Consider the following 26864-nt stretch of genomic DNA (forward strand, 5'->3'; position numbering starts at 1 on the left):
CGGGCACGACAAGAACAAAGGTAATGCCATGCAGACAGACAAGAACAACCTGAGTCACGGGTTGAAATCCCGCCACGTGACCATGCTTTCCATCGCCGGTGTGATCGGCGCCGGCCTCTTCGTCGGTTCCGGCCGCGCCATCGCCGAAGCCGGCCCTGCCACCATCCTGGCCTACATCTTCGCCGGCGCCCTGGTGGTGCTGGTCATGCGCATGCTGGCCGAAATGGCCGTCGCCTCGCCGGATACCGGCTCCTTCTCCACCTATGCCGACCACGCCATCGGCAAATGGGCCGGCTACACCATCGGCTGGCTGTACTGGTGGTTCTGGGTACTGGTGATCCCCATCGAAGCCAATATCGCCGCCACCATCCTCAACTCCTGGATACCCCAGCTGGATATCTGGGTGCTGTCGCTGGCCATCACCCTGCTGCTCACCGCGACCAACCTGTTCAGCGTGAAGAACTACGGGGAATTCGAGTTCTGGCTGGCCCTGGTGAAGGTGGCGGCCATCGTCGGCTTCATCATTCTCGGCGCCTGCGCGATCCTCGGCCTGTTGCCGAATACCGGCCTCAGTGGCGTTTCGCGCCTGTGGGATACCGGCGGATTCATGCCCAACGGCTTCGGCGCCGTGCTCAGCGCCATGCTGATCACCATGTTCTCCTTCCTCGGCGCCGAAGTGGTGACCATTGCCGCCGCCGAATCCGACGCGGCCGAAAAGCAGATTTCCAAGGCCACCAATTCGGTGATCTGGCGGATCACGCTGTTCTACATCCTGTCGATCTTCATCGTCGTCGCCCTCGTGCCCTGGACCGACCCGCGCCTGGCCAGCGATGGCTCCTACGCCACCGTACTGGAAATCCTCGGGGTGCCCCACGCCAAGGCGCTCATCGATGTGGTGGTGCTGACCTCGGTCACCAGCTGCCTGAACTCTTCCCTCTACACCGCCTCGCGCATGCTCTATTCCCTGAGCCGCCGTGGCGACGCGCCGGCGTGCGTCCAGGCGACCACCAGCAGCGGAACGCCGATCTACGCCGTGCTGTTTTCCACCGGCGCGGCGTTCCTGACCGTGATCGCCAACTACCTGGTTCCTTCCAAGGTGTTCGGCTTCCTCATGGCCAGCTCCGGCGCCATCGCCCTGCTGGTCTACCTGGTGATCGCGATTTCCCAGCTGCGCATGCGCAAGCGCCTGACCGCCGAGGGCAAGGCCATTCAGTACCGCATGTGGCTGTTCCCGTGGCTGACCTGGGGGGTGATCGCCTTCATCCTCAGCGTGCTGGTGGTCATGTTCTTCCGCCCCGACCACCGCATCGAAGTCATCGCCACCGGTTTGCTGACGCTCGTCGTGGTCTGTTCCGGCCTGCTTGTCTCCCGCCGCAGGGCTCGGGAAGAGCTGGCCGGGAAATCCGGCGGACTGGCGCGCGTCACGGACATCTGAATGCGGGCCGCACGGCTGCTTCGGGGAGAAGAAGCAGCCGTGCGGCCGCGATCGACCCGAGGCTGACGATTGCCCGCAGGCCAGAAGGCGGGTTGGCTGCGCTCATGTGCCCAGCAACCCTTGTTTGTCATAGAGGCGGGGGCGGCGGTCCTGGTGGAGATGGTTGTGGCGACTGATTCGCTTGTTTCGTGCTTCTGCCAGGTTCAGCGTGGCCAGTAGTATCTGCTCGCCGCCGTCCTCTGCCGGACCCGCTTGCGGGAAGCCATCCGCATCGACGATCACCGAGCCTTGTACCCAGTCCACTCCGCGTTCGTTGCCGTGTCGGTCGCATGCGGCGATGAACAGTCGGTTGACCGACGCGTTGGCCTGTACGCGAACCACTTCCGCCGGGCGCTCCTGGTTCGGGCGAGGACCCCAGGGCCAGTTCACCGGGGCGCACAGCAGTTCGGCACCGGCCAGGGCGGGCAGGCGCACCCATTCGGGAAACTCCAGGTCGTAGCAGATCATCACCGCGATTAGCCCGAAGGCCGTTTCAACGACCGGCGGCGCGTCATTGCCAGCGGTGAAGATGGCGTTTTCGCCGTCCCACAGATGAGCCTTGCGATAGACCGTACGCACGCCAGTGGCATCAACCAGTGCTGCGCTGTTGGCTACCCGGTCACCATCCAGCCGCTCGCAGAAGCCGCCAACGATGACGATGCCCAACTCCCGCGCCAGTCCCTGCCACAGCTGTAGCGTCGGACCTTCCTGCGTTTCGGAAAGCGCAAGCGCCTCGGCCAGGTCGCGGAACACGTAGCCGCTCTGCGCCAGTTCGGGCAATACGATCACCTGTGCGCCCCGCAGTGCGGCGGTGCGTATGGCCCGTTCGCTGGTGCGTCGATTGTGGGCGGGGTCCCCCACGCTCGGCGCCAACTGGCAACAGGCCACGGTGACAGGTTTCGAAGCAATCATGGATGAGGTTCCTGCTGTTGGAGTCACTGGCGCTCGCCGGCCATGGCGAGGATGTCAGATTCGCTGATGGCGTCGACCACCCGGCGCTCCGCGTCCAGGTCCAGGGAGCGGCTGAGCATGAAATAGGTCAGGCCGGATACCAGCAGGCCTACCAGCCAGGCCACGTCCACGCCATCGAGCATCCGCGCGATGGGGCCTACGAAGACCTCCTTTCCGGCTGCGGCGTCGTAGATGTAGAAGAACGGGATCATGCAGACGAAACCCACCACATAGGCCAGGATGCCGCGCATCTGCCAGGCGCCATAAATGCCGTTGGGGGTGAAGAAGTGAGGGATGGCGTAGCGCCCCTTGCGCACGCCGAAGTAGTCCACCAGGTTCACCGCGGTCCAGGGCACCAGGAAGTACAGCATCAGCACCAGGAAGGTATTGAGAATGGAAATGCCGTTGCCGCGAATCGACAGGACGCACGCCAGGAGGACCAGGGTAATGACCAGGATCGACAGCACCCGGACGCGTGGCGTGGGAGTGATTCGACGCACGGAATCAACTCCGGTGAGCAGGGTCAGCATGGCGCTGTAGGTATTCAGGGCGATCACCGGCAGGAATCCGGCCACCGATACCAGCACCAGGACATGGCCCAGCCCTGGCAGCAGCGAAGACCCGACCCGATCCAGCGCCACCAGCGCATCGGATGCTTGCAGCAACTGCGCCAGCCAGGCGCCCAGACCGATCATCCAGGCCCCCGACAGCGACGCGCCGAGGAACACCGCGGCAATCAGCCTGGCGCGGCTGGTGTGCCTGGGCAGGTAACGCGAGTAATCCGACACGTAGGGTGCGTAGGAGATGTTGTAGCTGGCGGCAATGGCGAACTGGGTGGCGAAGGCGACCCAGTTGAAGCCCAGGTGGCTCGATTGTGCGGCCGGTACATCGCTTTGCCCGGCGCCGAACATCAGCGCAAGCGTCACCAGCGAGTAGAGCGGCAAAGTCAGTATCAGCGCCCACTTGAATGCTTTGTGCATCAGGTCGTGGCCATAGATCGACAGCAGGGCGCCCACGGCAATGACGGTGCAGGCCACCGGCACAGGTTCAAGGCCGAAGACATTGTGCAGGCCGTCCATGATCAGCGAGACGTTGACCACGTTGAAACCGACGAATACGAAAAGCGTGGCCAACAGGGCCAGCACGACTCCGCGATAACCGAACTGGGCTCGTGACTGGATCATCTGCGGCAGCCCCATCTCCGGTCCCTGGGAACCATGGAATGCCATGAACAGGGTGCCGAACATGATTCCGAGCGCACCGGCCAGGGTCGTCCACAGTGCCGAAAGGCCCAGGCCCGGTCCGACGAAACCGATGGAAATGGTGAAGAAATGGAAATTGCCCAGGAACCAGAATGGCCCCTGGCTGGAGAGTCGAGCATGGCGCTCGGACTGCGGGATGTAATCGATGGAATGGCCTTCGATGGCCAGCCCTGTGCCGGTTTCGGCAGTATGGGCGGTATGGCTGGACCCGGACATGGGAGCGCTCCTGCTAAACGCGATATTGTTCTTGTGGAGGATTCGATACGGCCACTTACATATGGAGTCCATCTATGCTGCGTGTTGAGCGGCTTGCAGCGACGGGGGATGGCGCGCGCGTCGTGCGCAGCCGAGCCTGAACCGCCGGTGACAGCTGCTTTTTGCGTCCCTACACTTGCGCAAATCCGTGCCGTCGAAGTCAGAATCTAGGCGTAGTTACCGTGCCATAAAATAACGCGCACCCACTGTTCACATAGATCGCTGTCTATATAAGCTGCCTGAGGTTCGAGATGCTGGGTAACGTATCGGAACTGGATATCCGCCTGATCCGGGTGTTTCTCGCCGTGGTCGAGGCGGGCGGTATCTCCGCCGCGCAAGGGGCGCTCAATACCACTCAACCGACCATCAGTGCCCAATTGGCATCGCTGGAGACACGCCTTGGCTTCCGGCTCTGCCAGCGCGGTCGTGCGGGCTTCGCCCTGACGCCCAAGGGCAGCCAGTTCCTCGATGCGGCGCGACGTCTGCTCGCTGCCGCCGAGGGCTTTCGGCTCGAAGTGCAGCAGATCAACCGTACCCTCAGTGGCACCCTCAATATCGGCCTGCTGGGGCAGATCGACCCGCAGGCGAACAAGCAGATCGCCCTCGCTGTCGCACGCTTGCGCGCGCGCCATCAGGGACTGTTCTTCCAGTTCACCGAACTGTCCTCGTCCTTTCTTGAAGAGAAGCTCATCAACGGGCATCTCGACCTTGCCATCGGCTACTTCTGGCGACGCCTTGACACCCTGGACTATCAGCCGTTGTTCCGTGAGACCCAGATCGCCTACTGCGGCGTCACTCATCCCCTGTACCGGTCTGCTGGCGAGTTGGGCCACAGCGATGTCGCCGAGCACGAATGGGTCTGGCCCAGCCATCCGCTTCCGGAAATGCCGGCCCCCACGGCACTGGAGCGACTCACCGCGCTGACCGACAGCATGGACGGTGCAGCCCTGCTGATACTTTCCGGCCAGCACCTGGGCTTCTTGCCCGAGCATTACGCAACCAGGCACGTCGAGCAGCAGCAACTGTGTGCGTTGAATCCTGATCTCCTGCGTTATGAAGTGGACTTCCAGGCCGCCATGCGTCGCTCATCCCGTCCTGGTGAGCTGGTAAGCGCCTTTCTTGAGGAGTTGATGGAAGTGTTCGGCGTGCAGAAGGTGCGTCCCGGCGACCGATAACCAGTCCCAGTTCATTGCGCAGGCGTTGGCTTGCGCAATGAATTTCCGGGCTACCCTGGGGAACTGGCAAGGATTGTTCCTGGCCGATTACAAGCGCTGGGCATGAGGCCTTCCTGCTGGCTCTACGAACAGTCCGCGCGCAGCAGCGGCTCCAGCAATGCCCGCATGCTGCGCCAGTGGGAGCCTTGCCAGAACACCTGGTCACAATGGTCGCAGGACAGGAACCGCGCATGTCGCTCGGCCACCTTCGGCGGCACTCGTAAGCGTGCCTGTTCCGCCGGCAGTTCGCGCAGCGGGTGGTTGCAGCGCAGGCAGCGGCTGAAGGGGCGGGCGCTGCGGGCCAGGTCCAGTCGTTCGAAGAGCTCCGCCAGTTGCTCCCGTGGCTTGCGTGCGTGCAGGTAGCAGCCGTGGCTGATGATCCGGCGCTTGAGCAGCTCGCGGTCGCGGGTGAGCACGATGCGCCCCTGGTGCGCGCTGATCTCGGCGATCTCGCCGTCGTCGAAGGCGTTCTCGTACAGGGTGTCGAAGCCGCTCATGCGCAGCAGCGCCGCCAGGCCGCCCAGGTGGGCGTCGGCGACGAAGCGCAGGACCCGCAGGGGGCAGGCCCGCACACGCAGCAGCGGGCTGATGTCCAGGCGCTCGAACATCGGGTAGACCGCCAGGCGGTCGCCATCGAGGATCGCGCGGTCGAAGTTCACCGATTCGCCATCGAGCAGGATCAGCTCCACCTCGGTGTGGGGCACGCCCAGGGCCTCGATCATGTGCTTGACTGTCGCCCCGTCCGGGCAGGCGCAGGCGAACTCGCGCCGGCGGCGGTCGGCGGGCAGGAAATCGTTGAGCTCCTCGTAGAAGCGGAAGATGGCGCGATTCATGCCATTGAGTATGGCAGCCGCGAAGGGGCGGAGCCTGGGCGCCGCCCGGAGTGCGGAGTTAGAGCGGGTACTGGCTGGTAAGCACCACGCCCAGCTGGTCGAAGTCGATGAAGCGCTGGCAGCTGTCCATCATCAGCGCGAGGTTGCGCTGGAACTTCTCCTCGTCGCCGGGTGCGTCGAAGAAGGCCATCGGGTCGGTCATCGCTGCCGGCGGGAAGCATTCCTCGACGATCGCCGCCAGGGGCGTGGCGCCGGGGGTCAGCACCTGCACCACCAGGTTCTGCACGTAGAGGAAGTTGTCCTGGGTATCGATGGCGACCCGCATGTGGTGGTTCTGCCAGATGTCCAGCCAGGCCGCGTGGGTCAGGCGCGACGGCAGCTGCAGTAAAGCCAGCTGGGAGAAACCGTGGGTGCGCTGGCCGGTCTGGGCCGGGAAGCGGGTGTTGCGGATCGGCACCGATTCGCAGACCAGGTAGCCGGCGCTGCGTGCACAGGCGACCTGCAGCGCCTCGTCGTACGGGCGGCGGAATTCGCCGGCGGCGGTGTCGACCCAGAAGCTCACTACCGCGTGAGGCAGCTCGCCGGCCTGCTCCTGGCGCAGGCCGTCGGCCGGACGCACGTCGGCGTCATCCAGATTGAGTTGCACGTTGTGCGCACCCAGGCGGACCAGACGATCGGTCAGCTCCGTGCGCAACTGCCGGAAGAAATCCTCGGCGTCGGTGCGACTGTCACGCCACAGTAGATAGATGACCTTCTGCATGGCAAAGCTCCTCGTTCTCGACATGACCCGTTTGGGCGAAGAGCTGCAACCATGCATGGGGCGTCGGCCGGCGCCATCGTCTGTGCGGACTAGCCGGCCGGTGAGACGCCTTCCTCCCGCTTCCGGGGAGGGCCTAGGGCGTCACTTGGGCTGGGCGACCACCCGTAGATACGGCTTGAGGGTCTTGAAGCCTTGCGGGTACTTCTTCTGCGCGTCTTCGTTGGACACCGAGGTCGGGATGATCACGTCGTCGCCCGGCTTCCAGTTCACCGGCGTCGCCACCGTGTGCTTGGCGTTGAGCTGGATGGCGTCGAGCAGACGGAGGATTTCGTCGAAGTTGCGTCCGGCGCTCATCGGGTAGGTCAGCGTGGCCTTGATCTTCTTGTCCGGACCGATCAGGAACACCGAGCGCACCGTCGCGTTGTCCACCGCCGTGCGCGGGCCGCCGCTGGCGTTGGGGTGGATCATGTCGTAGAGCTTGGCCACCTTCAGGTCATCGTCGCCGATCAACGGGAAGTTCACGGCGTGGCCCTGGGTTTCGGCGATGTCGCCGACCCAGGCGAGGTGATCGCTGACCGGGTCGATGCTCAGGCCCGCCACCTTGGTGTTGCGCTTGTCGAATTCCGGCTTCAGGCGGGCCACGTAGCCCAGCTCGGTGGTGCAGACCGGGGTGAAGTCCTTCGGATGGGAAAACAGGATCGCCCAGTGATCGCCGATCCACTGGTGGAAATTCAGGGTGCCTTCGGTGCTGTCTGCGCTGAAGTCGGGGGCTTCATCGCCTATTCGTAGGGACATTTCCGTTCTCCGTGTGGGCTTGGGGTGTCTGGACGGGCCGCGGGAGCCAACGGCCGGTCCCTGGGCTGGAAAGTATAGGTGGGCGTTCGAGGCTCGCCCGCGGGGCAACGGATCAGCGGTCGTGCAGGGCCCGCCGGGGCTGCTAAGCCTGTTCTATGGAGGTCGTCGGATGGGTGATGGTCGACGTGGCTCGCGATGGCAGGGATGCCGCGTGCATGCACGTCGGGAAGGGTGGCGGTCTTCTTCCGGTGCAGTGGCTTCCGCACCCTCGACCGTCGCCTATGCACTCGACAGGAGCTGAACCATGGCTACCTTCATTTCCCTGGTGAATTTCACCGACCAGGGCATCCGCAACGTCAAGGACTCGCCGGACCGCTACATGGCCTTCCGGGCAATGGCCGAGCAACTCGGTATCTCGGTAAAGGCCGCCTACTGGACGACGGGCGGCTACGACATGGTGCTGATCGTGGAAGGCGCGGAGGACGTGGCCACCACACTGCTGCTCAAGGTGGCGTCGCTGGGCAACATCCGCACGCAGACCCTGCGCGGCTTCTCGGAACAGGAGTTCCGCGGGCTGATTGACGCAATGCGCTGAGGCGCAATGCAAACGGGGCGGCCCGAAACCGGCGCCGCCCCGTGCAGTGCATCCCTTGTCCGACCCTTCAGGGGCGGGTCGGATCCTCGAATCAGGCGTTCCTGGCCTTGTCGCGGAAGTAGGGGATGACCTTCTCGCCGATGTTCTTCAGCGTTTCCAGTTGCGCCCACTGTGGCACGGTGCCCATCTGGCAGATGAAGAGGATTTCATCGGCGCCGGCGTCGATCAGGCGCTGCACGTAGCCGATGCAGTCGTTCACGGTGCCGTAGGCGTGGTTGGGGTTCATCATCGCCATGGTCGGGTCGGAGAAGTCCACGGAGACTTCCTCGGAGGCGAAGCGCGAGCGGATCACCGCCTGGCCGTTGCCGTCGACGAAGGTGTCGTCCTGCCACTTGGCTGGGTCCGGGCGCTCGCCGCCGGCGTACCAGTAGGCCAGGGATTCCATGAAGTAGCGCTGGCCACGGATACCGATGGCGCGGGCCTTCTCGTTGTCGTCCAGGACGATGGCCGGGCAGAGCGCGGCGATGTGGCGGTTGGGGCGGAAGCCGACCTGGTCCGCTTCGTCACGGTTGTCCCAGGCTTCGTGGTACACGGCCACTTTCTTGGCGATCTCTTCCGGGCCGCCGAAGCCCAGCACCAGGGCGCCCATGCCACGGCCGCCGGCGTTCTTCAGCGACTCGGTGTTGGTGCAGGCCAGGTACATCGGCGGGTGCGGGTCCTGGTAGGGCTTGGGATGGATCGGCCGCTTGGGGATCTTCACGTATTCGCCGTCATGCTCGATCTCGTCCTGCACGAACATCTTCGGGATGAGGTACATGGCTTCGTCGATCTGCGGCTGCAGGGTGGCCAGGTCGTAGCCGAAGGTGCCGGCTTCCTGCTGGGTGCCGCCCTTGCCGACGCCGAAGTGCACGCGGCCCTTGGACAGCAGGTCGAGAGTGGCGATGCGCTCGGCGACCTTCACCGGGTGGTTCATCGCCGGCGGCAGGCAGACCACGCCGTGGCCGATGCCGATGCGCTCGGTCTTGCCGGCGACGAAGGCCAGCATGGTCTCCGGGGCGGACATGTGGGAATAGTTGGTCAGCGCGGTGTGCTCCACGCACCAGAAGGTGTCGAAGCCGAGCTTGTCGGCCAGCACGGCCTGTTCGACGGTGTCGTCGAAGACCCGACGGTCGCCTTCACGGGTGCTGTCCAGGGTCTGGGCTTCGTAGATCAGAGAGAATTTCATGGGATGCGTCCCTTGTTGTAGTTGCGGCCGACAGGCTCAGCCTCGTGGACCATGTTCTGTGTTCGCCGGCACCTCGGAATCGCCCGAATGGACTACGCCGAAATGCCGGATGGTTCTTCAGCCCCAGGGGGCTGCGTCAGAGGAAGAAGTCCGTGGAGTCCGCGCCCATGCTCACGCCGCCCAGGTTCCAGGCGTACTTGGCCGGGCTGTTGGCGACGTGCGCGCGACCGGTGTGGATGTCGCGGAAGGCGCGGTTGATCGGGTGCTCGCGGAAGATGGTGGAGGCGCCGCTGTTGAACATCAGCGCGCCGGCTGCGCGGGCGCACTTGTCCGCCACCAGGGCGGAGTCGTAGCGCATCTTCACCCGCTCGGGCATGGTCAGCGGCTCGCCGTCACGGGCGCGCTGCATCATCAATTCGAAGTTGCGCAGCAGCACAGTGCGGCACTCGTCGGCCACCACCATGGCGTCCGCCAGCGCCTGCTGGGCGCCCGGGTCCTGGCCCATCTTGCGGCCATCGTTGACGCCGACGCGGGCACGGTTGTGCTCGACGAACAGGTTCACCGCGCCCTGCAGCGCGCCGATGGCCGAGGAAGACACCGCGCGCACGAAGATCTGCCCGAACGGCAGGCGGAACAGCGGCGCGGTGTTCACCGCATTGCCCGGGCTGTTCTGCATGAAGCCGTCGAGGGCGCGGTGGGTGCGGTAGTCGGGGACGAAGGCGTCTTCGACGAGCACGTCGTGGGAGCCGGTGGCTTCCAGGCCCATCACGTTCCAGTTGTCGAGGATCTGGTAGTCGCTGCGCGGCACCAGGAAGGTACGGTAGTCCGGCGCGCCGCCCGGTTCGCTCGGCGGCACCATGGCGCCCAGGAAGGCCCACTGGCAGTGCTTGCTGCCGCTGGAGAAGCCCCAGCGCCCGGACAGGCGGAAGCCGCCTTCCACCGGGGTGACCTTGCCCACCGGCATATAAGAGGAGGAGATCAGCACGCTGGAGTCCTTGCCCCAGACGTCCTGCGCGGCGCGGTCATCGAACAGCGCCAGCTGCCAGTTGTGGATGGCCACCACGCCCAGTACCCAGGCGGACGACATGCAGCCCTCGGCGAGGGTCATCTGCACTTCGAAGAAGTCCTTGGGCTCCAGCTCGTAGCCTTCCCAGCGCGCCGGTTGGAGGATGCGGAAGAAGCCGGCTTCGTGGAAATCACGGATGGTTTCCTCCGGCAGCTGGCCCTGGCGTGCGGCGTCGGCGGCGCGTTCGCGCAGCACCGGCACCAGTTCGCGGGCGCGCTGGCGGAGGCGCTGGCGGATCAAATCCTGGTCGAGCATCTTGTTGTTCTCCTGTGGTCGCCCCGCAGGGCCTGCGCTTGCCCACCGCGCAGCTACGCAGGGGCCTTCACGGGCATTTGAACAACGCACAACGGGCTCGACATCCTACAAACGGACCATATCCGCCGAGGCTTCGGCACGCCGGGGCGACTAGTCCCCTCGGACGATGTTGCGGCCCGGGGCCGGTCACAGAATTCATCGCACAACACCAAGAGCCAACCAGCCCAGCGAGGTCCCGTGCGATGAGCCAAGACAATCTGAAAGCCGACATGATCCAGGCGATGCGCCGGCTGGCCAAGTCGGTGACCATCATCACCACCAGCGATGGCAGCGAGCGTTTCGCCATGTCCGCCACTGCCGTCGATTCGCTGTCGACCGAGCCGCCGTCGCTGCTGATCTGCGTGAACAAGACCGCCTCGCTGCACCGCGTGCTGGATGCCGGCGCGGACTTCTGCGTGAACATCCTCGGCCAGGAGCAGGAACATCTGTCGCACCTGTGCAGCGGCCCGGTGAAGGGCGAGGGCCGCTTCGCCAGCGGCGACTGGCGCGCCTCCGAGTGCGGCGTGCCGTACCTGGCCGACGCCCAGTCCAGCGTGATCTGCGAGCAGGACGGCAAGTTCACCTACGGCACCCACACCATCTTCATCGGGCGCATCCGCGAGATCCGCAACAACCCGCGCATCACCCCGCTGATCTACGTGAACGGCACCTACACCACGGCCGTCGCCGTGCAACCGGTGAACGTGGCGGCCGCGGGTTGAAAACCATGAGCGGCACTCGGCCGATCGCCCCGCTGCGCCTGGACGAGGGTGCACAGCCGGACTGGCACGCGCAGACCGACCTGCTGGTGGTCGGTTTCGGCGGCGCCGGTGCCTGCGCCGCCCTGGAGGCCCGCGAGCGCGGTCTGGAAGTCCTGGCCCTGGACCGCTTCACCGGTGGCGGCGCCACCGCGCGCAGCGGCGGGGTGGTCTATGCCGGCGGCGGTACGCGGTATCAGGCTCGCGCCGGCTACAACGACGACGCGGACTCCATGTTCAGCTACCTGCGTGGCGAAGTCGGCGATGCCGTGAAGGCCGAGACCCTGCGCGATTTCTGCGAGCGCAGCGTCGAGCAACTGGCCTGGCTGGAGCGCCACGGCGCGCGCTTCGAGGCCAGCGTGCCGCCGCACAAGACCTCCTATCCGAGCGATCGCTACTACCTCTACTACTCGGGCAACGAGTCGGTGCCGGCCTATGCCAGCCTGGCTCGTCCGGCTCCGCGCGGTCATCGCACCAAGGGTGCCGGCATGTCCGGAGCGGCGCTGTTCAGTGCCTTGCGCGCCTCCGCCAAGGAAAACGGCGTGCAGCTCTACAGCCAGTGCCAGGTGCGCCGGCTGGTGCAGGATGCCAGTGGCGCGGTGGTTGGCGTCGAAGCCTGGCGCCTGCCGCCGGGCAGCCTGGCGGCGCGCCGCCATGCCTGGCTGGGGCGCATGGCCACGGCCGTGCATCCCTACGCGCCGCCGCTGGCCGAGCGCCTGACCGCCGCGCTGCGCCGTATCGAACTGGATCACGCCGAGCCGATCCTGATCCGCGCGCGCAAGGGCGTCCTGCTCAGCGCCGGCGGCTTCGTCTTCAACCGCGAGATGGTCGCCGAGCATGCGCCGCAGTACCTGCCCGCGCTGCCCCTGGGCACGCCGGGGTGCGACGGCAGCGGCATCCGCCTGGGACTTGGCGTGGGCGCCGCGGCGCAGCGCCTGGAGAAGATCAGTGCCTGGCGCTTCATCAACCCGCCGCTGGCCTGGGCCCGTGGGGTGATCGTCAACGCCCAGGGCGAGCGCTACTGCAACGAAGAGGTCTACGGCGCCACCCTCGGCCACGCCATGGTGGAAGAGCAGGGCGGCCGCGCCATCCTGATCCTCGACCGCACGCTGCTCAAGGAGTCCCTGCGCCAGGTGGGACCGGGCAAGGTCTGGTCGTTCCAGCGCCTGCCGGTGCTGCTCAACCTGCTGTTCAACCGCCGCCGTGGCGATACGCCCGCCGCCCTGGCCCGCGCCATCGGCGTGCCGGCCGAGAACTTGCGGCACACCCTCGAGGAATACAGCCGCGCCGCCCGCGGCGAGCATACCGATGCCTTCGGCAAGTCCCCGGCGATGCTCGCCGACCTGGACGACGGCCCCTGGTACGCCCTGGACCTGTCCGTCGACAGCAAGCTCTACCCGTGCCCGGCCATCACCCTCGGCGGCCTGCGCATCTGCGAGCGCAGCGGCCGCGTGCTGGACAACGCCGGTGCGCCGATTCCGGGGTTGTACAGCGCCGGCCGCAACGCCGTGGGTGTTGCCTCCAACCTCTACATATCCGGCCTGTCCATCGCCGACTGTGTGTATTCCGGCCGTCGCGCCGCCGTCCATGCGGCATCCCGCGTGCCTGCCGCCATCCCTGAAACCGCCTGAAGGAAAACAAGCATGAATCGAGTTCAAGGCAAAGTCTGCATCGTAACTGGCGCGGCCAGCGGCATCGGCCGCGAGGACGCCCTGCTGCTGGCCGCCGAAGGCGCCCGCGTGGTGATCACCGACCTCAACGAGGAGGCCGGCCGCGCCGTGGCCGCCGAGATCGGCGACAACGCGCTGTTCATCCGCCACGACATCGCCAGCGAAAGCGACTGGAAGAAGGTGATCAAGACCACCGTGGAGCGCTTCGGCCGTCTCGACGTGCTGGTCAACAACGCCGCCATCCTGGCCGTGGCCAGCATCGAGGACACCAGCCTGGAGCTGTGGCGCAAGGTGCAGACCATCAATGGCGACGGTTACTTCCTCGGCTGCAAGTACGCCATCGAAGCGATGAAGGAAACCGGCGGCGGCTCCATCGTCAACATGTCCTCGGTGGCGGCCCTGGGCGGCATGGCGGCGTTCTGCGCCTACTCCGCCTCCAAGGGCGCGGTGGCGGCCATGACCCGCTCCATTGCCGTGCACTGCAAGCAGCAGGGCTACCGCATCCGTTGCAACAGCGTGCACCCGGACGGCGTCAACACCCCCATGACCCAGGCCCTGGCCGGTGGTCAGCCGATTCCCCAGGAGGCGCTCGACGCCGACCCGATGAACCGCATGTGCGCGCCGCGAGATATCGCCAACGTGGTGCTGTTCCTCGCCTCGGACGAGTCGCGCTTCATCAGCGGCGCCGAGCTGCGCGTGGACAACGCCCAACTGATCAGCGGCGTCTGACGGAGCGTGGCGATGGGCAGTGCGCAGACCCTGGCGCCGCAAGCGGAGCCAACCGTCGCCGGCACCTTCCGCCTGGAGGTGGCCGACGTCATCGAGGAAACCGCCGACGCGCGCTCGCTGGTGCTGCGCGTGCCGGCGGAACTGGCCGGGCGCTTCAGGTACCGCGCCGGGCAGTTCCTCAGCTTCCGCGTGGCGCTCGACGGCAAGACCCTGACGCGCTGCTACTCGATGTCCAGCACGCCCGGGCTGGACGAGACGCTGCGGGTGACGGTCAAGCGTGTGGCCGGTGGCCGGGTGTCGAACTGGATGAACGAGCGCGTGCGTCCGGGCGACGAACTGGACGTGCTGCCGCCCGCCGGCCACTTCCATCTCGGCGAGGCGACGCGCGACCTGCTGCTGTTCGGTGGCGGGTCGGGGATCACCCCGGTGTTCTCCATCCTGCGCGAGGCGCTGGCCAACCGCGACTGCCGCATCCGCCTGGTGTACGCCAACCGCGACACCGATTCGGTGATCTTCCGCGACGCGCTGCGCCGCCTGGTTTCCGAGCACGGCGAACGCCTGCAGGTGATCCACGTGCTGGACAACCTGCAGGGGTTCCTCGCCGCCAGCGACGTGCGCCACCTGCTGCGCGGCTGGGAAGAGGCCGAATGCTTCATCTGCGGCCCCGGTCCGTTCATGGACACGGTGGAAAGCACGCTGCTGCGTGAAGGTGTCGACTCGGCGCACATCCATGTCGAGCGTTTCGTCTCGCCGCCCGACCCGGACGCGCTGGAAGCGGCCAGCGAAGAGGCCCGCAGCGCCGCCGCCGAATCCGGCGCGGAAAGCCTGGTGGTGGCGCTGGACGGCGCCGAGCACCAGGTGCCCTGCATCCCCGGTGAAACCCTGCTGGAAAGCTGCCGTCGCGCCGGCCTTGCGCCGCCCGCCTCCTGCGAGGAGGGCTTCTGCGGCGCCTGCATGTGCAAGGTGGAGCAGGGCGAGGTGCTGCTGCCGCGCAATGACGTGCTCAGCGCCGCCGAGATCGCCGAAGGCTGGACCCTGGCCTGCCAGGGCCGGGCTGGCAGCCGCGAGGTGCGGGTGCGCTTCCCGGATTGATGGTTTTTGTTGAATTGCTCTCGAGTGTGGGGCTTGTGCCGCCCCTTCCTTCACCCGGCTTCGGCCGGGTCTTTTTTGCATGATTTATGGACGGCCGGGCGAACTGACCGGGGGACTCGGGAGGTCGGCCTGGCTGGCAGTGGGATGAGTGCTGTGGTGCCAGCGGTCGCGGGCGATTGGTCTGGCGAGAGGTCGTGCGGGCAGCCCCTTGGTCCGGGGCTGCCCGCAGCAACTCAGATCGGCGAGCCCGGCAGGCCCGGGTAGTAGGCGCCGGCCGCCACGCCGCCATCCACCGACAACTCGCTACCGTTGCAGTAGCTGGCGTCGTCGCTGGCGAGGAACAGCGTGGCGCGGGCGATTTCCTCCGGCGCGCCGATGCGCTGCTGCGGCACCGTGCGGTACTGCCCGGCCAGTTCCTCGCGCGTGGCGCCTGTGGGGTTGGACATCAGGGTATCGACCCCGCCTGGATGCACCGAGTTGACCCGCACACCGTGTGGCCCGAGCTCCAGCGCCGCGACCTTGGTCAGGCCGCGCACGCCCCACTTGCTCGACACGTAGGCGGCGAGGGCGTTGACGCCGCGCAGCCCGTCCACCGAGGAAATATTGACGATCGAGCCGCGCCCCTGTTCGCGCATGATCGGCGCCACGCTGTGGATGCCGAGGAAGGTGCCGGTCAGGTTGATCGACAGCGCTCGTTCGAACTCCGCCTTGGACAGTTGCTCGATGGCGCCGAACACCAGCACGGCGGCGTTGTTCACCAGCACGTCGATTCGCCCGTGACGCTCCAGGGTGGCCTGCACCAGGCGCTGCCAGTTTTCCTCGCAGCTGACGTCCAGGCGCTGGAAGCTGGCTGCTTCGCCCAGCTCAGCGGCGAGGGTCGCACCTTCCTGCTCCAGGAGGTCGGCGATGATGACGTGAGCGCCTTCGGCGACGAACAGGCGGGCGGTTTCGGCGCCCATGCCACGGGCGCCTCCGGTGATGATGGCGATCTTGTTTGCCAGACGTTGCATGGAAATCTCCTTGTTCAACCCCAGTAGGCCTGGCCGCCATCCAGCGGGATGGTGGCGCCGGTCAGGTAGCGGGCGTTGTCGCTGACCAGGAAGGCCACGGTGCGGCCGATGTCGGCTTCGCAGTCGCCGACGCGCCGCAGCGGAATGCTCTGGAAGAACGCCTCGGCCTCCGCCGGATGGGCGTCCACCCAGCCGCGCAACCCTGGCGACAGGGCGTGAGGAGCGATGACGTTGACGCGGATGCCGTCCACGCCCCATTCGCAGGCGGCGGCGCGGCTCAGGGAGCGGATGGCTTCCTTGGTGGCGGCGTAGTGGCCGTAGCCGGAGGCATCCCAGCGCACGGCGGCGGAAGAGGCCAGATTGACGATCGAGCCGTTGCCCTTGAGGTGGGGGTAGCAGGCGCGCATCAGGCGCAGGGTGGCCATCGGCCCCGAGTCGATGCCCTTCATGAAGTCCTCGTCGCTGACGTCGAGGATGCGCCCCAGCGGCACGATCTGCGCGTTATTGACCAGGATGTCGAGGCCGCCGAAGGCCTCCACTACCTGGGCCACGCTGCGATCCAGATCGGCTGCGCTCATCACGTCGCACTCCACCGCGAGGGCCTCGCCACCGCGCTGGCGGATTTCTTCCACTGTTTGCTCCAGCGTGGCGCGGGTGCGACCCGCCACGGCGACCCTGGCACCCTCGGCGGCGAGGGCGAGGGCAATGCCCTGGCCGACACCCTGACCACCACCGGTGACCAGCGCCACCTTGCCTTGCAGCATGTTCATGCGTGATGTCTCCTTATTGTTGTTGTAAGGAGGCGGCACCGCCCGTAACCACCCGAGCGTCGCGGATGGGGTGGCGGCGAGCCTCCTGGCAGGACCTGCGGTGAGGCAGGGAAGGGCAGACTTGCATCGTTCGGGATGGTGGAAATCGGCCGATCGGACTAGGGCTAGTCCCCTTGGACGATGATCGGCTGCAGGCTCGCTGACAGGCTCGTGATTCCCCCCTCATCGGAGCCAAGCAGATGGCCGAGTCCGTCGAAGTCCTTCTTGAGATCGAGCAGATCCGCCAGCTGAAGTACCGTTACTTCCGCGCCATCGACACCCACGACTGGGCGCTGTTCGCCAGCTGCCTCGCCGAGGACGTCACCACCCAGCTGGACAGCGGCAGCTACGCCTTCGTCGGCCGCGACGCTTTCATCGCCGGGCTGAAAGGGATGATGGATCGCCCGACCCTGTTGTCGAAGCACCAGGGACACCATCCCGAGATCGAACTCGTCGCCCCCGATCGCGCCCGTGGCGTGTGGTACCTGGAAGACCAGGTGATCGATCTCGATAACGACTGGATCGTGCAGGGCACGGCGTTCTACCAGGACGAATACGTCAAGCGCGATGGCGCCTGGCTGATCCTGTCGACCGGCTACCGCCGCGTGCTCGACAACGTCACGACGCCCATCCCGGCGGATTTTCGCGTGGTGAAGAGCTGGTTTGGCGTAGCGGGTTGAGACGCCGCCGGGGCCATTGCGTCCCCGGCGGGCGTGAGCGATGTCCGGGCTTGCCACCTGGCTAGTCTCAATGGACGATCACCATCCTCCGGCGGCTGATTAGACTTTCTCCGCAGGACACCCTCAGAACAACAAGACCAGAGGTACGCAATGAATCGACTGCAAGGCAAGGTCGCGGTGATCACTGGTGCGGCATCGGGCATCGGCCTGGCGTGCGCGCGCTGCTTCTCCGCGGAAGGCGCCCAGGTAGTGGGTCTGGATGTGGGCAGCGCTCCCGCCGAGTTCCCCGGCCTGTTCATGGCCCTGGACGTGCGCAACGAGAGCAACGTCGAGCAGGTGATGGGCGAAGTGGTATCGCGCTACGGTCGCCTCGACGTACTGGTCAATGCCGCCGGCGTCGCCAGCCAGGGTAGCGTTACCAGTTCGCCCACCAGCGAGTGGCAGCGCGTGCTGGACATCAACCTCACCGGCAGCATGCTCACCAGCAAGCACGCGGTGGCGCAGATGGTTGCCCAGCGTAGCGGCTCGATCATCAACATCGGCTCGATCTTCGGTCTGCAGGGTTGCGACGGCAACGTCGCGTACAACGTCGCCAAGGGCGGCATCAATCAGCTGACCCGCTCCATGGCCATCGACTACGGCCATGCCAACGTGCGCGTCAACGGCCTCTGCCCGGGCCTGATCGAAACCCCCATGACCCAGATGGTGCGCGAGCAGGAAGCTTTCCATGCCTTCTTCGCTTCGCAGCACATGCTCAGCCGCGCTGGGCAGCCGGAGGAGGTGGCCAAGGCCGCGCTGTTCCTCGCCTCCGACGACGCCTCCTTCGTCAGTGGGCAGATGATCGCCGTCGACGGCGGCTTCTCCGCCGGCCGCCGCTTCGCTCCGCCGCAGGCCTGAGTCTTCAAGGCATCGGGCCGGCATTACGCTGGCCCTTCTTCGGTTTTCGTTCGTGAGTTCCCTGCCATGACCTGCCCGCAATCCGCCCTGACTATCCCCCAGTTGCTTAGCGCCGCGTCGACTGCCTATGGCGAACGGCCGGCCATCGAGGACGGCGACGTCCGCCTGAGCTACCGACAGCTTGACCAGTGGCGCCGCCGCGCCGCTCGCGCGCTCCTGGCGCTGGGCATCGGCCACGGCGAGCGGGTCGCGGTATGGGCGCCGAATCACTGGGAATGGATAGTCGCGGCCACCGCGTTGCACAGCGTGGGCGCCGTGCTGGTGCCGCTGAACACCCGCATGAAGGGGGCCGAGGCGGGCCTGGTGCTGCGCGAGAGCGGCGCGAGCCTGCTGTTCGTCATCGGCGATTTCCTCGGCAACGATTACCCGGCTTTGCTCGATGGCGAGGACCTGCCCGCACTGCGCCAGCGCGTGATCCTGCGCGGCGAACGGTCCGGCGCGCTGGGCTGGGATACGTTCCTGGCGCTGGCCGAGACGGTCGGGGAAGCGCAACTCGCCGAGCGCCAGGCGCAGGTCAGCGCCGATGACCTGTGCGACCTGCTGTTCACCTCCGGCACCACCGGCAAGCCCAAGGGCGTGATGACCGCCCACGGGCAGAACCTGCGCCTGGTGTCCGACTGGAGCGAAATGGTCGGCCTGCGCCAGGGCGACCGCTACCTGATCGTCAATCCGTTCTTCCACAGCTTCGGCTACAAGGCCGGCTGGCTGGCGGCGCTGATGCGCGGCTGCTGCATCCTGCCGCAGGCGGTGTTCGACGTGAACGTGCTGCTCGAACGGGTGGCCGCCGAGCGTGTCACGGTGCTGCCCGGCCCGCCGACCCTGTACCAGTCGCTGCTGGCCCATCCGCGCCGTGGCGACCATGACCTCAGCTCGCTGCGGGTGGCGGTCACCGGCGCCGCCTCAGTGCCGGTGGAAATGGTCCGGCGCATGCGCAGTGAACTGGGCTTCGAGACCATCGTCACCGCCTACGGCCTCACCGAGACCTGCGGCTTCGTCACCATCTGCCGTCCGGGTGACGACGCCGAGACCATCGCCACCACCAGCGGCCGCGCCTTCCCGGAAGTCGAGGTGCGCTGCGTGGACGCCCAGGGCCGCAGCGTTCCGACCGGCGAGCCGGGGGAAGTGGTGGTGCGTGGCTACAACCTGATGCGGGGTTACTTCGGCAACCCCGAGGCGACCGCCGAAGCCATCGACGCCGACGGCTGGCTGCACACCGGCGATGTCGGCGTGCTCGACGAGCGCGGCTACCTGCGCATCACCGACCGTCTCAAGGACATGTTCATCAACGGCGGCTTCAACGTGTACCCGGCGGAGATCGAGCAGACCATTCTCGGCTATCCGGGCGTGGCCCAGGCGGCGGTGATCGGCATCCCCGACGAGCGCCTGGGAGAGGTGGCCATGGCCTTCCTGCTGCCGGCGGCGGGGCAGTCCATCGACCTCGACGCCTTCCTCGCCTGGTGCCGCGAGCGCATGGCCAACTACAAGGCCCCGCGCCGGGCCATGCTGCTCGATGCGCTGCCGCTGAACGCCGCGGGCAAGGTCACCAAGGCCGCCCTGCGGGAGCTGGCGGCGAGCTGATACAACCGAATCCTTTGGCTGGTCATGCCCCGCGGGGGAATCTACCCGCGGGGCTTTTTTTTGCCTGGTGGTTGGCGGATGCATCGCGGATTGGAATGCCCTTCGTAGGAGCGGACTTCGTCCGCGATGCTCTTTCTTTTCGTAGGGCGCATAACGCCTAAGGCGTTGTCCGCCCTACGAAAAACAAAGGCCCGCCCCGGTGAGGGGACGGGCCTGGGTGCCTTACCGCTCGGATCAACCCTTGAGCAGAATCTCCACGATCCGCTCCGCAGCCGCTTCCGCCGATTCATGGCGGGTATCGATACGGATCTCTGGCGTCAGCGGCGCCTCGTACGGCGAGTCGATGCCGGTGAAGTTCTTCAGCTCGCCGCGCCGGGCCTTCTGGTACAGGCCCTTGGGATCGCGCTCCTCGGCCAGGCTCAGCGGCGTGTCGACGAAGATCTCCAGGAAGTTGCCTTCGCCGGCCAGGTTGCGCGCCATGTCGCGTTCGGCGCGGAACGGCGAGATGAAGGAGACCAGGGTGATCAGCCCGGCATCGAGCATCAGCTTCGCCACCTCGGCCACGCGGCGGATGTTTTCCACGCGGTCGGCCTCGGTGAAGCCCAGGTCGCGGTTCAGTCCGTGGCGCACGTTGTCGCCGTCGAGCAGGTAGGTGTGCCGGCCGAGGGCGTGCAGCTTGCGCTCCACCAGGTTGGCGATGGTCGACTTGCCGGCCCCGGACAGCCCGGTGAACCACAGCACCCGTGGCGTCTGGCCCTTGAGCGCGGCGTGGGCCTCGCGGTTCACGTCGATGGCCTGCCAGTGCACGTTCTGCGCGCGGCGCAGGGCGAAGTGCAGCATGCCGGCGCCGACGGTGCGGTTGCTCAGCCGGTCGATGACGATGAAACCGCCGGTGTCGCGGTTATCGGCGTAGGCATCGAAGGCGATCGGGCGGTCAAGGTTGAGGTTGCACACGCCGATCTCGTTCAGCTCCAGGGTGCGCGCAGCCAGGTGCTCCAGGCTGTTCACGTCGACCCGGTGCTTGAGGCTGGTGCAGCTCATGCCGACGGTGCGGGTGCCGATCTTCAGCAGGTAGGGACGGCCGGGCAGAAGGGCGTCCTGGTCCATCCACACCAGGGTAGCCTCGAACTGGTCGGCCACTTCCGCCGGTGCATCGGCCGGGGTGATCAGGTCGCCACGACTGATGTCGATTTCGTCTTCCAGGGTCAGGGTCACCGCCTGGCCGCAGACCGCTTCTTCCTGCGAACCTGAGGTGCCGAGGATGCCGCTGACCGTACTCTGCTGGCCCGAAGGCAGCACGCGGATGCGTTCGCCGACGCGGATGCTGCCGGCGGCGATATTGCCGCTGAAACCCCGGAAGTCCAGGTTCGGCCGGTTCACCCATTGCACCGGCAGGCGGAATGCCGCCTGGCTCTGCCGCGATTCCTCCAGCGGTACGCTTTCCAGGTACTGCAGCAGGCTCGGGCCCTGGTACCAGGGGGTGTTCGGGCTGGCTTCGAGCATGTTGTCGCCACGCAGCGCGGAGAGCGGGATGCACTGGATGTCGTCGAGGCCGATCTGCGCGGCGAAGGCACGGTAGTCGCGTTCGATACGCTCGAAGACTTCCTGCGAGTAGTCCATCAGGTCGAGCTTGTTGATCGCCAGCACCACCTTGCGGATGCCCAGCAGGGACACCAGGTAGCTGTGCCGGCGGGTCTGCACCAGGAGGCCCTGGCGGGCGTCGACCAGGATCACCGCAAGGTCCGCGGTGGAGGCGCCGGTGACCATGTTGCGGGTGTACTGCTCGTGGCCGGGGGTGTCGGCGACGATGAACTTGCGCTTGTCGGTGGCGAAGAAGCGGTAGGCCACGTCGATGGTGATGCCCTGTTCGCGCTCGGCGGCCAGGCCGTCCACCAGCAGGGCGAAGTCCAGCTCCTCGCCCTGGGTCCCGAGCTTCTTCGAGTCGGCCTCCAGCTGGCCGAGCTGGTCTTCGAACAGCACCTTGGATTCGTAGAGCAGGCGGCCGATCAGGGTGCTCTTGCCGTCATCGACGCTGCCGCAGGTGATGAAGCGCAGCAGTTGCTTGTGCTGTTGCTGCGCCAGGTAGGCGCCGAGGTCGTCGCGCACCGATTGGGTGATGGCGTTCATCAGAAGTACCCCTCTTGTTTCTTCTTCTCCATGGAGCCGGCCGAGTCGCTGTCGATCAGGCGGCCCTGGCGTTCGGAGGTGCGGCTGACGAGCATCTCCTGGATGATCGCCGACAGGTCGTCGGCGTCGCTGTCGATGGCGCCGGTGAGCGGGTAGCAGCCCAGGGTGCGGAAACGCACCTTGCGCATTTCCGGGGTCTCCCCGTCGCGCAGCGGCAGGCGGTCGTCGTCGACCATGATCAGGGTGCCGTCGCGGCGCACCACCGGGCGCTCCTTGGCGAAATACAGCGGCACGATGGGGATCTGTTCCAGGAAGATGTATTGCCAGATGTCCAGTTCGGTCCAGTTCGACAGCGGGAACACCCGCAGGCTCTCGCCCTTGCGTTTGCGCGTGTTGTAGAGCTTCCAGAGCTCGGGGCGCTGTTGCTTGGGGTCCCAGCGGTGCTGCTCGGAGCGGATCGAGAACACCCGCTCCTTGGCCCGCGATTTCTCCTCGTCGCGGCGTGCACCGCCGAAGGCCGCGTCGAAGCCATGGTGGTCCAGCGCCTGCTTCAGGCCCTGGGTCTTCCAGATGTCGGTGTGTAGCGCCGAGCCGTGCTCGAAGGGGTTGATGTTGCGCTCGACGCCCTCGGGGTTGACGTGCACCAGCAGCTCCAGGCCCAGGCGCCTGGCGGTCTGGTCGCGGAACTCGATCATTTCGCGGAACTTCCAGGTGGTGTCCACGTGCAGCAGGGGGAAGGGCGGCTTGCCCGGGGCGAAGGCCTTCATCGCCAAGTGCAGCATCACTGCGCTGTCCTTGCCGATGGAGTAAAGCATCACCGGGTTCTCACATTCGGCGACCACTTCGCGGATGATCTGGATGCTTTCCGCTTCCAGCCGTTGCAGATGACTCAACATCACTTACCTCCTCGTGTCTTGCCGTCCTCGGGGCCGGCGTGACATCACGGTAGGTAATGCGCCGTCGCGGGTTCTTCGTCCGAGCGGACGAAAAAACCGCGACGGCCAGACTCAGGCCGGCACCGCGTGCAGTACCTCGGCGCGCGTCTTGAGCGCCAGGGCCACGGCGTCGAAGCCCTGCTTGACCCATGGTCCATGGTTGGCCATCACCTGATCGGCGGTAGGGCCGAGGAACTGATCGGTGGTCTGGTAGCGGCAGCTGTTCGGGCCGGTGGATTCGATGATCTGCTCGCGGCGCGCGGCATCCGGGTTGTCGGCGCTGGCGATCATTTCCCAGGCGAGCAGGCGGTGTGGTTCGAAGTCGGCCAGGTACTCGACCACGTGCAACAACTCGCCGGGACGGGTTGGGTCGGGCAGGAACAGGTTGACCGGCTCGCCCAGGCGCAGGCTCGATTCCACCTTGACGGTGTAGGGGTTCCACTGCGGATAGCTCGGCAGGTCGACCAGGATCGACCAGACCAGCTCGGCAGGCGCCGCGATCTCCACGCTCAGCGAGCGCACCAGGTTCTTCTCTGTGCTCATGGGAGTCTTCCTCCAGACGTTCGCGTCGCACCGCGCGACGCGTCAGAGTCGATACTCGGCGCAAGCGTCTTCGCGCTCCTCGTCCGCTCGGACGAAGAATCCGCACCGGGCTCCTCCCTAAGGTCTGTACAGGCCCACTGGAGGAGACCGAAATGCCCACAGACAGGATCGAACACGAGGTGATCAGCGGCGAAAGCTGGAACCTCTTCTGCGAACAACTGCGCCGCAGCGGCGAACAGATACTGCGCGCCGAGGCGCCCGCCGACGGGCAGACCCGCGCCGAAGGCTTCCGCTACCTGACCCGGCTCTTGCGCATCGCCCTGGAAATGCACCTGGAGTTCGCCGACCCGGACTTCCCCGGCTTCATCACGCCCTCCCACGAGACGGCGAAGATCGGCGCCGACAACCCGGACAACCTGTACCGCTACGCCCGCCTCAACGGCGAACACCGGTACCGCATCAGCGGCAGTCGCGGCAGCGTGTTCTACCTGAGCTTCGGCACCCAGAAGGGCGGCTACGAGACCGACGGCAAGATGATCCAGACCGGCTTCATCGACGCCAGCCAGCTGCAGCTCGACGCCGATGGCAACTTCGAGATCATCCTCAGTCAGCACCGGCCGGAGCGCGGCAACTGGCTGCCGATGGAGGCCGCGAGCAACGCGCTGGTGGTGCGCCAGACCTTCCTCGACCGCGCCGCCGAGCAGCCGGCGCAACTGCGCATCGAGCGCCTCGATGGCGGCCAGGCCCCCGAGCCGTTGACCCCGCAGCGCCTGCAGCAGGGGCTGACCCGCGCCGCCTCGTTCGTCGAGGGCACCGCGCGGCTGTTCGCCGACTGGGCCCAGGGCTACCAGGGCCACGCCAACGAGCTGCCGCTGGCGGACCAGGCGCTGTGCCAGTCGGTCGGCGGCGACCCGAACATCATCTACTACCACTCCTACTGGGCGCTGGCCGAGGACGAGGCGCTGGTGATCGAGGTGGACCGGGTGCCCGAGTGCGACTTCTGGAATCTGCAGATCAACAACTACTGGATGGAGTCGCTGGACTACCGCTACCACCGCATCTGCCTGAACAAGCATTCGGCGCAGCTCGACGGAGAGGGCGGCGTGCGCATCGTCCTCAGTGCCCGCGACCCGGGCCTGCCCAACTGGCTGGAAACCGCCGGCCACCCCCACGGCACCCTCTGTCTGCGCTGGGTTGGCGCGAAGCAGCCGGTGCACCCGACGACCCGCGTGCTCAAGCTCGCCGCACTCAAGGACCTGATGTGATGGACGATTTTTCCGCAAAAGCCCTGCTGGCCGAGGCCAGTGCGCGTACAGGCGGTCTCGCCGACTTCGGCGAAGGCGACTTCCGCGAGGCGCTGGACGTGCTCGCCGTCGCCCTGCGCGACGAGGCCAGGCTCTCCGCCCAGGGCCGCGCGCTGCTGCGCGAGAAACTGCTGGCGCAACTGGTCAACCGCCTGGTGCTGGAGGACTACTGCAAGCGTCACCCGGAAATCCTCCAGCAGCCCATCGACGACCCATTGGTGATCGTCGGCCTGCCGCGCACCGGCACCACGCTGCTGCAGCGCACCCTGGCGGTGGACCCGCAGTTCAGCAAGGCGCAGTGGTGGGAAACCCGCTACCCGGCGCCGCTGGCCGGCGAGGCGGTCGAAGCGCCGGTCCAGCGCATCGAGCGGGCGCGCATGGAGGTGGCGGGGATGATCGAGTTCCTGCCGCAACTGCTGGCCATCCACCCGCTGGATGCCGAGCAGCCGGACGAGGAGTTCATGCTCATGGAGCACTCATTCCTCTGCGCCATGGACTCCTACGTCAACGTGCCGAGCTACACCGCCTGGCTCGATCGCCAGGACCAGGCCCAGGTCTACCGCTACCTTAAGAAGACCCTGCAGTTCCTGCAGTGGCAGCAGGAACGCCGGGGTATCGCACCGGGGCGCCGCTGGTTGCTGAAGAGCCCGCAGCACCTGCACACCGTGGAGCTGCTGTTCGAGGTCTTCCCCCGCGCCCAGGTGGTGCTGACCCACCGCGATCCGGGCAAGACCATTCCGTCCCTGGCCAGCTTTATCCATACCCTCTGGCAACTCTACAGCGAGCAGGTGGACCCGCGCGCCGTCGGCAGCCAGTGGAACCAGCGCATGGCCCGCGCCCTGCGCCACACCATGCAGGTGCGTGAAGACTTGCCGGCCGGACGTTTCCTCGACGTGCGCTTCGAGGACACCTTGAGCGACCCGCTCGGCGTGGTCGAGCGCATCTACGCCTTCGCCGGCCTCGACCTGACGCCGGACTGCCGCGCCGCCATGCAGCGCTGGCTGGCCGACAACGGCCGCGAGAAGCGCGCCGCCCACCAGTACAGCGCCGAACAGTTCGGTCTCGACGAGGCCACTCTCGAACGCGACTACGCCGAATACCGCCGCCGGCATATCCAGGCCTGAGCCCCAACAAGAAGAGGAGAGATTCCCCATGCTGCTGAAAGACAAGGTCGTGATGGTTTCCGGCATCGGTCCGGGACTGGGCATCAAGCTGGCCCTGGAAGCCGCCCGCGAAGGCGCGAGCGCCCTGGCCATCGGCGCGCGCAACGAAGCGCGGCTGATCGAGGCCGAGGCGCGCATCCACGCCATCGCCCCCGACTGCGAAGTGCTGCGCCTGCCCACCGACGTCACCGATCCCGCCGCCTGCAATGACTTCGCCCAGGCCACCGTGGCGCGCTTCGGGCGCATCGACGCGCTGATCAACAGCGCCTTCTCCCACGGCGGCTTCCAGGCCGTGGAGGAGGGCGACAACGAGCCGCTGCGCGAAGCCCTGGAGGTCAACCTGCTGGGTTCGCTGAACATGAGCCGGGCGGTGCTGCCGACGATGCAGGCGCAACGCGACGGCGCCATCGTCATGATCAACACCCTCGGTGTGCGCAAGCCCTACCAGGGTGGCGCTGCCTACGCGGCGTCCAAGGCCGCGCTGGCGGCTTCGGTGCGCTACCTGGCGAGCGAACAGGCGGTGCACGGCCTGCGCGTCAACGCCCTGGCCTGCGGCTGGATGTGGGGCGAGCCGGTGCAGGCGGTGGTGCGCCAGACCGCCGCTGCGCGGGGCGTCAGCGAGGAACAGGTGCGCGCCGAGTTCAGCGCCGGCGTTCCCGGTGGGCGCATGCGCACCGATGACGAGTGTGCCCGTGCCGCGCTGTTCCTCGCCTCGGACTACGCCAGCGCGATCAACGGCGCGCAGCTCGACGCCAATGGCGGCGAGCTGATGTACTGAGGTGCGG

25 protein-coding genes are annotated in these 26864 nt (G+C 66.6%); 13 read left to right on the plus strand and 12 right to left on the minus strand.

Annotated elements, in window-relative coordinates; genetic code table 11:
* Nucleotides 1-28 precede the first annotated feature (28 nt).
* A complete protein-coding gene (gabP, locus tag ACAW63_RS17585; protein ID WP_371227253.1) occupies nucleotides 29-1435 on the plus strand; it encodes a GABA permease in 1407 nt (468 codons plus the stop codon).
* Between the two features lie 102 nt (nucleotides 1436-1537).
* Here gabP and ACAW63_RS17590 read toward each other — a convergent pair whose 3' ends face one another.
* Together ACAW63_RS17590 and ACAW63_RS17595 are read right to left on the minus strand one after the other, a co-directional pair.
* Nucleotides 1538-2386 (minus strand): nitrilase family protein, encoded by an 849-nt coding sequence (locus ACAW63_RS17590; RefSeq protein ID WP_275607324.1) that lies wholly within the window; start codon nucleotides 2384-2386, stop codon nucleotides 1538-1540.
* 23 nt (nucleotides 2387-2409) lie between these two features.
* Nucleotides 2410-3903: a cytosine permease gene (locus ACAW63_RS17595; RefSeq protein ID WP_275607323.1), complete on the minus strand. Its 1494-nt coding sequence runs from the start codon at nucleotides 3901-3903 to the stop codon at nucleotides 2410-2412.
* 290 nt (nucleotides 3904-4193) lie between these two features.
* Here ACAW63_RS17595 and ACAW63_RS17600 point away from each other — a divergent pair, with 290 nt between their 5' ends.
* Nucleotides 4194-5117 (plus strand): LysR family transcriptional regulator, encoded by a 924-nt coding sequence (locus ACAW63_RS17600; RefSeq protein WP_371227256.1) that lies wholly within the window; start codon nucleotides 4194-4196, stop codon nucleotides 5115-5117.
* Between the two features lie 122 nt (nucleotides 5118-5239).
* Here the strand turns inward: ACAW63_RS17600 and ACAW63_RS17605 are convergent, their stop codons facing one another.
* The 3 genes from ACAW63_RS17605 to ACAW63_RS17615 all read right to left on the minus strand — a co-directional run bounded on the left by ACAW63_RS17605 (nucleotide 5240) and on the right by ACAW63_RS17615 (nucleotide 7544).
* Nucleotides 5240-5989, minus strand: a complete 750-nt coding sequence (locus ACAW63_RS17605; protein ID WP_371227258.1) for a Mut7-C RNAse domain-containing protein — start codon at nucleotides 5987-5989, stop codon at nucleotides 5240-5242.
* Between the two features lie 58 nt (nucleotides 5990-6047).
* The gene (locus ACAW63_RS17610) at nucleotides 6048-6749 is read right to left on the minus strand and encodes an EthD domain-containing protein (protein WP_371227260.1); all 702 of its coding nucleotides are present in this window, start codon (nucleotides 6747-6749) and stop codon (nucleotides 6048-6050) included.
* A gap of 141 nt (nucleotides 6750-6890) precedes the next feature.
* The gene (locus tag ACAW63_RS17615) at nucleotides 6891-7544 is read right to left on the minus strand and encodes a peroxiredoxin (RefSeq protein WP_370601486.1); all 654 of its coding nucleotides are present in this window, start codon (nucleotides 7542-7544) and stop codon (nucleotides 6891-6893) included.
* Between the two features lie 304 nt (nucleotides 7545-7848).
* On the opposite strand from ACAW63_RS17615, the gene ACAW63_RS17620 reads away from it, so the two are divergent.
* Nucleotides 7849-8139, plus strand: a complete 291-nt coding sequence (locus ACAW63_RS17620; protein ID WP_331314621.1) for a GYD domain-containing protein — start codon at nucleotides 7849-7851, stop codon at nucleotides 8137-8139.
* Between the two features lie 91 nt (nucleotides 8140-8230).
* Here the strand turns inward: ACAW63_RS17620 and ACAW63_RS17625 are convergent, their stop codons facing one another.
* Together ACAW63_RS17625 and ACAW63_RS17630 are read right to left on the minus strand one after the other, a co-directional pair.
* On the minus strand, nucleotides 8231-9364 hold the full coding sequence (locus ACAW63_RS17625; protein WP_331314623.1) for an LLM class flavin-dependent oxidoreductase: 1134 nt from the start codon (nucleotides 9362-9364) through the stop codon (nucleotides 8231-8233).
* A 136-nt stretch (nucleotides 9365-9500) separates the two neighbouring features.
* Nucleotides 9501-10685 (minus strand): flavin-dependent monooxygenase, encoded by a 1185-nt coding sequence (locus tag ACAW63_RS17630; RefSeq protein ID WP_371227263.1) that lies wholly within the window; start codon nucleotides 10683-10685, stop codon nucleotides 9501-9503.
* Between the two features lie 242 nt (nucleotides 10686-10927).
* Here ACAW63_RS17630 and ACAW63_RS17635 point away from each other — a divergent pair, with 242 nt between their 5' ends.
* Genes ACAW63_RS17635 through ACAW63_RS17650 form a run of 4 tightly spaced genes read left to right on the plus strand, consistent with a single transcriptional unit; the run spans nucleotide 10928 to nucleotide 14973 of the window.
* On the plus strand, nucleotides 10928-11446 hold the full coding sequence (locus tag ACAW63_RS17635; RefSeq protein ID WP_371227265.1) for a flavin reductase family protein: 519 nt from the start codon (nucleotides 10928-10930) through the stop codon (nucleotides 11444-11446).
* A 5-nt stretch (nucleotides 11447-11451) separates the two neighbouring features.
* On the plus strand, nucleotides 11452-13113 hold the full coding sequence (locus tag ACAW63_RS17640; RefSeq protein WP_371227267.1) for an FAD-binding protein: 1662 nt from the start codon (nucleotides 11452-11454) through the stop codon (nucleotides 13111-13113).
* Between the two features lie 12 nt (nucleotides 13114-13125).
* Nucleotides 13126-13881: a glucose 1-dehydrogenase gene (locus tag ACAW63_RS17645; RefSeq protein ID WP_371227269.1), complete on the plus strand. Its 756-nt coding sequence runs from the start codon at nucleotides 13126-13128 to the stop codon at nucleotides 13879-13881.
* Nucleotides 13882-13893: 12 nt separating this feature from the next.
* The gene (locus ACAW63_RS17650) at nucleotides 13894-14973 is read left to right on the plus strand and encodes a 2Fe-2S iron-sulfur cluster-binding protein (RefSeq protein ID WP_371227271.1); all 1080 of its coding nucleotides are present in this window, start codon (nucleotides 13894-13896) and stop codon (nucleotides 14971-14973) included.
* 233 nt (nucleotides 14974-15206) lie between these two features.
* On the opposite strand, the gene ACAW63_RS17655 is transcribed toward ACAW63_RS17650, so the two are convergent.
* Both ACAW63_RS17655 and ACAW63_RS17660 read right to left on the minus strand, forming a co-directional pair.
* Nucleotides 15207-15983 carry a glucose 1-dehydrogenase gene (locus ACAW63_RS17655; RefSeq protein ID WP_371227273.1) on the minus strand — a complete coding sequence of 259 codons (777 nt, stop codon included), beginning with the start codon at nucleotides 15981-15983 and terminating at the stop codon, nucleotides 15207-15209.
* Nucleotides 15984-15997: 14 nt separating this feature from the next.
* Complete coding sequence (locus ACAW63_RS17660; protein WP_275607311.1) at nucleotides 15998-16753, minus strand: SDR family NAD(P)-dependent oxidoreductase; 756 nt, start codon at nucleotides 16751-16753, stop codon at nucleotides 15998-16000.
* Nucleotides 16754-16992: 239 nt separating this feature from the next.
* On the opposite strand from ACAW63_RS17660, the gene ACAW63_RS17665 reads away from it, so the two are divergent.
* The 3 genes from ACAW63_RS17665 to ACAW63_RS17675 all read left to right on the plus strand — a co-directional run bounded on the left by ACAW63_RS17665 (nucleotide 16993) and on the right by ACAW63_RS17675 (nucleotide 20007).
* The gene (locus tag ACAW63_RS17665) at nucleotides 16993-17472 is read left to right on the plus strand and encodes a nuclear transport factor 2 family protein (RefSeq protein ID WP_371227275.1); all 480 of its coding nucleotides are present in this window, start codon (nucleotides 16993-16995) and stop codon (nucleotides 17470-17472) included.
* Between the two features lie 150 nt (nucleotides 17473-17622).
* A complete protein-coding gene (locus ACAW63_RS17670) occupies nucleotides 17623-18369 on the plus strand; it encodes an SDR family NAD(P)-dependent oxidoreductase (protein WP_275607309.1) in 747 nt (248 codons plus the stop codon).
* A gap of 66 nt (nucleotides 18370-18435) precedes the next feature.
* A complete protein-coding gene (locus ACAW63_RS17675; protein WP_371227277.1) occupies nucleotides 18436-20007 on the plus strand; it encodes a FadD3 family acyl-CoA ligase in 1572 nt (523 codons plus the stop codon).
* Nucleotides 20008-20241: 234 nt separating this feature from the next.
* Here ACAW63_RS17675 and cysN read toward each other — a convergent pair whose 3' ends face one another.
* The 3 genes from cysN to ACAW63_RS17690 form a co-directional block, all read right to left on the minus strand.
* Complete coding sequence (gene cysN, locus ACAW63_RS17680; protein WP_371227279.1) at nucleotides 20242-22134, minus strand: sulfate adenylyltransferase subunit CysN; 1893 nt, start codon at nucleotides 22132-22134, stop codon at nucleotides 20242-20244.
* The gene (gene cysD, locus ACAW63_RS17685) at nucleotides 22134-23030 is read right to left on the minus strand and encodes a sulfate adenylyltransferase subunit CysD (protein WP_371227281.1); all 897 of its coding nucleotides are present in this window, start codon (nucleotides 23028-23030) and stop codon (nucleotides 22134-22136) included. Before cysD ends, cysN begins: the two co-directional genes overlap by 1 nt.
* Before the next feature lie 111 nt (nucleotides 23031-23141).
* The gene (locus ACAW63_RS17690; RefSeq protein WP_371227283.1) at nucleotides 23142-23612 is read right to left on the minus strand and encodes an SRPBCC domain-containing protein; all 471 of its coding nucleotides are present in this window, start codon (nucleotides 23610-23612) and stop codon (nucleotides 23142-23144) included.
* 152 nt (nucleotides 23613-23764) lie between these two features.
* On the opposite strand from ACAW63_RS17690, the gene ACAW63_RS17695 reads away from it, so the two are divergent.
* The 3 genes from ACAW63_RS17695 to ACAW63_RS17705 are packed head-to-tail and all read left to right on the plus strand — an operon-like array spanning nucleotide 23765 to nucleotide 26857.
* Nucleotides 23765-24877, plus strand: a complete 1113-nt coding sequence (locus tag ACAW63_RS17695; RefSeq protein ID WP_371227285.1) for a DUF1214 domain-containing protein — start codon at nucleotides 23765-23767, stop codon at nucleotides 24875-24877.
* The gene (locus ACAW63_RS17700) at nucleotides 24877-26040 is read left to right on the plus strand and encodes a sulfotransferase (protein WP_371227287.1); all 1164 of its coding nucleotides are present in this window, start codon (nucleotides 24877-24879) and stop codon (nucleotides 26038-26040) included. Before ACAW63_RS17695 ends, ACAW63_RS17700 begins: the two co-directional genes overlap by 1 nt.
* Nucleotides 26041-26068: 28 nt before the next feature.
* Nucleotides 26069-26857, plus strand: a complete 789-nt coding sequence (locus ACAW63_RS17705; RefSeq protein WP_275607302.1) for an SDR family oxidoreductase — start codon at nucleotides 26069-26071, stop codon at nucleotides 26855-26857.
* The last annotated feature ends 7 nt before the right edge of the window (nucleotides 26858-26864 follow it).

This window comes from Pseudomonas sp. QE6 (assembly GCF_041379005.1).
GTDB lineage: Bacteria > Pseudomonadota > Gammaproteobacteria > Pseudomonadales > Pseudomonadaceae > Pseudomonas.